We start from the raw sequence: 4149 nt of genomic DNA, 5'->3' as shown, positions 1-4149 counted from the left end.
GGACCAATAAAATCAGGAGTATTCTTAGTGGCATAGGGTAATTTTTAGCAAAATAATGAACATTGAGGGCTTTGAGCGCCTGACAATGTGATGAATATGTACAGCAGATTGCATTTGTCAAACCAGAGTACCCCCGGCGAAGGAATTGTAGCGGGGGGCGTTCTCACCGGGTGCACTAACCCTGGGCGTTACCGAGGCATTCACCCGGTGCGCTTTGCTCGGGCGAGCCCCCCCGGCGAAAGTACCGACTTCGTTGTATAACTATGTCGGACAGTGCGTGCGCCGGGGGATGCTTCAACCTACCGTAAGATAACCAATTTTTGGGTCGCTAAACGAAGGTTGGGCAAGTTAAGGGGCGCGTGGCATAAGCAGCAAGCGTTAATAAACAGCATCGACGCAGCTATGCAGTGATCACCAGCTTCTCACCCACGAGACTGCAGGTAATACCGGGAAAAGCCCAAACTGGTAAAGCTGTCTTTCCCCTCTCTCATTTTCATCAAAATAAATATAGTACGGATTGATCCGGTTATAAGAGTTATACAGCCCAACTATCCATTTACGTATGCCTTTTTTCATTGTTTTCTCTACCTGCCAGCTTAAATCAAGGCGATGGTAATCTGGCATTCTAAAGCTATTCCGGCTCCCGTAGTAATGGGCTTCGTGATAATCTTCCGACAAATGAAAACCGCTGCCGGGGCTACTCCCAAAACCCAGCGTACGAATATCAAAGCCCCCCTGGGCCAACGAAAGGGCGTCGCCTGAGTGGTAGACCCATAGAAAAGAGAGCCTTTGGTTATCTTTGGGCTTGAAGGAAATGCTGAGTGCTAAATCATGCCTTCGATCGTAACGATAAGGAAAGGAAAGGCCATTGTTGAGCTGTGGAAATGTCCGCTGGTGCCTTGATAGCGTATAGGAAATCATCAAATCCCATTTAGTCCAATGCCTTTTAATGAAAGACTCCAATCCATAACTCACGCCCTTGCCTTCCGCAACAATTTTGGACTCCCAGTCTGTAGCCCCTCTAAAGAAAGAAGTTCCCTCCTGAAAGGCAATTAAGTTGGTGAGTGTTTTGTAGTACGCTTCCAGCTGTATTTCCCATCCCTTATGGTAAAACCCTGTTCCTGCGGCATACAGCCATGATTGCTCTACAGGTGCAACCGAGGATGCGGGCACCCAAATGTCTACGGGCAATCCGCCACCACTATTAGAAAGCAGGTGCAGGGGTTGTACCATTTGGCTTATCGAGAGGCTGTGTTTCCAAGTGGGAGATGGCTGGTAATTTAACAGCAAACGCGGTTGGACAGAAAGGAACTGATAGTCTTCCCTGCGGACGTCGGAAACAAACCAATTTGCATGCGCCCCAACATTAGCAGACCAGTTCCGGGGCAACTGGATATTGGCTTCTGTATAAAAACTCAGCTCGTGATTAACCGTGTTGCTAACCGAAACAGAGGTATCAACACTATTGCCTTCTATACTCCCCTTGAAGCGCTCTATGCTGGGTTGGAAGTTGTGCCTGGTAGCCCTTATTCCGGAAACTACGTTTACTTGGTTGCTTAAGGAAAAATCTGCACTGGAGTGAAAAATAAAATCAACGATTTTCGATTGGAATTGATTGATTTCGTTTGTCTTGTCTCCAGTTAATATTTCTTTACGTTCAAATTCTGACCGGGTACCATAACCAAACGACGTGAAGGATACAGCGTTATTCCATACCCATTTTTTGCGCAGATGGCGCCACCTTAAACCGGCCAGTTGGTTTCCCCACCTGATCCTGGTGGTCTCTCTGGAGGTATACTGTGGGTTGCTTCCCCTGAATTTGAGCCGAATGTTGTCTCCACCGCCGTAGTAAGAGAAGTATAACTGATTGTTATTATCCAGTTTATGCTTTATTTTGAGATTAGCATCTAAAATGCCGTAACTCACTCTTTCATCCTGGCTATTGATGATGAGTTGAGCACTACTGTAAAGTAAATCTAAAAAGCTGCGCCGTGCAGAAAAGTGAAAGCTCGTCTTTTCCTTTTTGAGGGGCCCTTCTATAAAGAGCTTTGAAGAGAGTAAGCCCAGGCCTATTTCTTTTTTGACTTCCTTATGGTTGCCATCTTTCATTTGTATGTCAACCACCCCGGAAACACGCCCTCCGTAGCGAGCAGGAAAGCCTCCTTTATACACTTTCAGCTGTTGGATAGACCGGGGCTCAAAAACAGATAAAAACCCGCCCAGGTGTGCAGGGAAATAAATAGGAATATCATCAAGGAGAATAATATTTTGGTCTGGTGTGCCCCCTCTTACATACAAAAGGCTGGTCCCCTCCTTGCCTCCTGAAATTCCAGGCAGAACCTGTAGTGCTTTTAGTACATCGGCTTCTCCAAACAAGGTAGGAATACGTTCTATTTCGGAAGGGCTAAGGGTGGCCATACCTAATTCAAGCTGATTCCGTGTTGAGCGGGACATTACTTCAACGATCTGTAAGGACACTCCTGCACGGAGGCCTATGTTCAAAACGGTATCCTTTGTAGCTTCTATCACCAGGGATGCTGTTTCGTAACCAACGTACTGGACTTGCAAAACGAGTGTGTCCCTGGCAGGCAGCAATAAGTTAAAATAACCTTTAGAATTGGTCACTTCAACGAGTGTTTTATCTTGATCGCTCACCAATGCGCCGATAAGGGATTCCCCGCTACCTGAGTCGGTCACGATTCCTGATACATGGATCGTTTGGGCAAATGCCAAGCAGGCTGCAAAAACAAATATTAGTGCAATGAATAAGCGGAAAATACTTGCTTTCATTGTTCATGTATTGGAAAAATGCCTTCGTGGTAGCCAGCGAAAATGCCAAAACCATTAGATACATTTGAAAATAAAGTGAAAGGCTCCGCACCAAATAACAATTGCAGTTCATTGTCAAACTGGTTATCCGTCGATTGATTGTGCCGATGTCTGAACCACGATTTTCGAAAGCGGTAATAATCTTCGCTGACCGTACGGAAAATGAGATAATATTCGGACTGGTTATTACGGTATTTACCTTTAATCCAGCGATTACCGCTAACCGAACTATGTTCAAATCTCAATTGCATTTCATAAGGCCCTCCATTTATCAGCTCATCGCTAAACACAAAGGAAGATGGGGCGTATACTAAATCCCCTTCTCTATTTAAGACAGCATCAGGAATAGCTATGTCATTCAAATAGCTTAGATAAGTGGAGTCTTTCAATTCATCATAGAAAGGATGTAGAATCACGAATTCGTAATAATTCTTCTCGCTATCGGGATCGAAAAAATGCAGATTAATATCTATGTATTCGTTTCCATCTGCACTTTCCACAAAAAAGTACGTTGCGTCATCAATCTCTACTTTTGCAGGGGGCAATATGGCAGAAGCCTGAACTTCATGGTAATCCGTTTTTACTAAAAGCCGGTATAGCTCGCCGGAAACCAGGTTGGAACCGGTGTACCGATAACGACCAATACCCTGATAGGACAAGGTATCCATAAGTTGATCCTGGCGCCATAATTCAATTATGGCCTCTTCTTCAGGGACAACTTCGGATTGCAGAACGGATCGGAATTTGGTCAAATGTGCTTCAAACTCATCAGAAGTAAAGAAGCAAGACAGAATCAACTCCTGCGCGTTCTCCTCATCAAGCGGCAGGTCAAGTGGTTTGGTACAGCTCAACAGCATGGAGCCCGCTAAAAAAATGGGTAAAACGCCCTTTGGTATAGACATTTTCTCACAGTATTTCGGGTACTCTGCAACAGAGTCATTTTTGTTTGTAATATTTTAAGCGTCCAGGTATATACGCTTAAAAAAATGGTTTGCGACATCGGAGCAGACCGCTTTCCAGCGTTTATGCCGACCTGCCTGCCGAAGTCTCGACACGCAAGCAGGCATCAAGTCGGTTTGCCGTGGCAAATCACTTTTTCGTTATAAAAAAAACCGGCAGAAACGCAGGAAATTGCTTCCGCCGGTTTTTTAATTTTAGTCAGTTTTTCAAGATCAACCGTCTGTCAACTGATAGGTCGTTACAGGGTTAGAATAGCTTTCAACTATACGCAATACGAAGTGGTCACCTACTGGCGCTGACGGCCAGCACGGGGAACGATAAATGTCGGGCTTACAGTCCAGACATTCATCGTCTGGAATC

At 45.2% G+C, this 4149-nt stretch carries 2 protein-coding genes; both read right to left on the bottom strand.

Features of this window, described 5'->3' with window-relative positions:
* Nucleotides 1-411: 411 nt before the first annotated feature.
* Complete coding sequence (locus tag MRY86_RS15870; protein WP_293566829.1) at nucleotides 412-2790, bottom strand: TonB-dependent receptor; 2379 nt, start codon at nucleotides 2788-2790, stop codon at nucleotides 412-414.
* A complete protein-coding gene (locus MRY86_RS15865) occupies nucleotides 2787-3731 on the bottom strand; it encodes a DUF4249 domain-containing protein (RefSeq protein WP_293566828.1) in 945 nt (314 codons plus the stop codon). Before MRY86_RS15865 ends, MRY86_RS15870 begins: the two co-directional genes overlap by 4 nt.
* Nucleotides 3732-4149 lie beyond the last annotated feature (418 nt).

Source organism: Phaeodactylibacter sp. (assembly GCF_022763345.1).
Lineage (GTDB): Bacteria > Bacteroidota > Bacteroidia > Chitinophagales > Saprospiraceae > Phaeodactylibacter.
The sequence above is the reverse complement of the archived record's forward strand: the minus strand, read 5'-3'. Positions and strand labels throughout refer to the sequence as shown.

Bases quoted from the DNA above. Each gene is read 5' to 3' on its own strand.
- MRY86_RS15865 (WP_293566828.1), bottom strand. From the start codon at position 3,731: ATGTCTATACCAAAGGGCGTTTTACCCATTTTTTTAGCGGGCTCCATG.
- MRY86_RS15870 (WP_293566829.1), bottom strand. From the start codon at position 2,790: ATGAAAGCAAGTATTTTCCGCTTATTCATTGCACTAATATTTGTTTTT.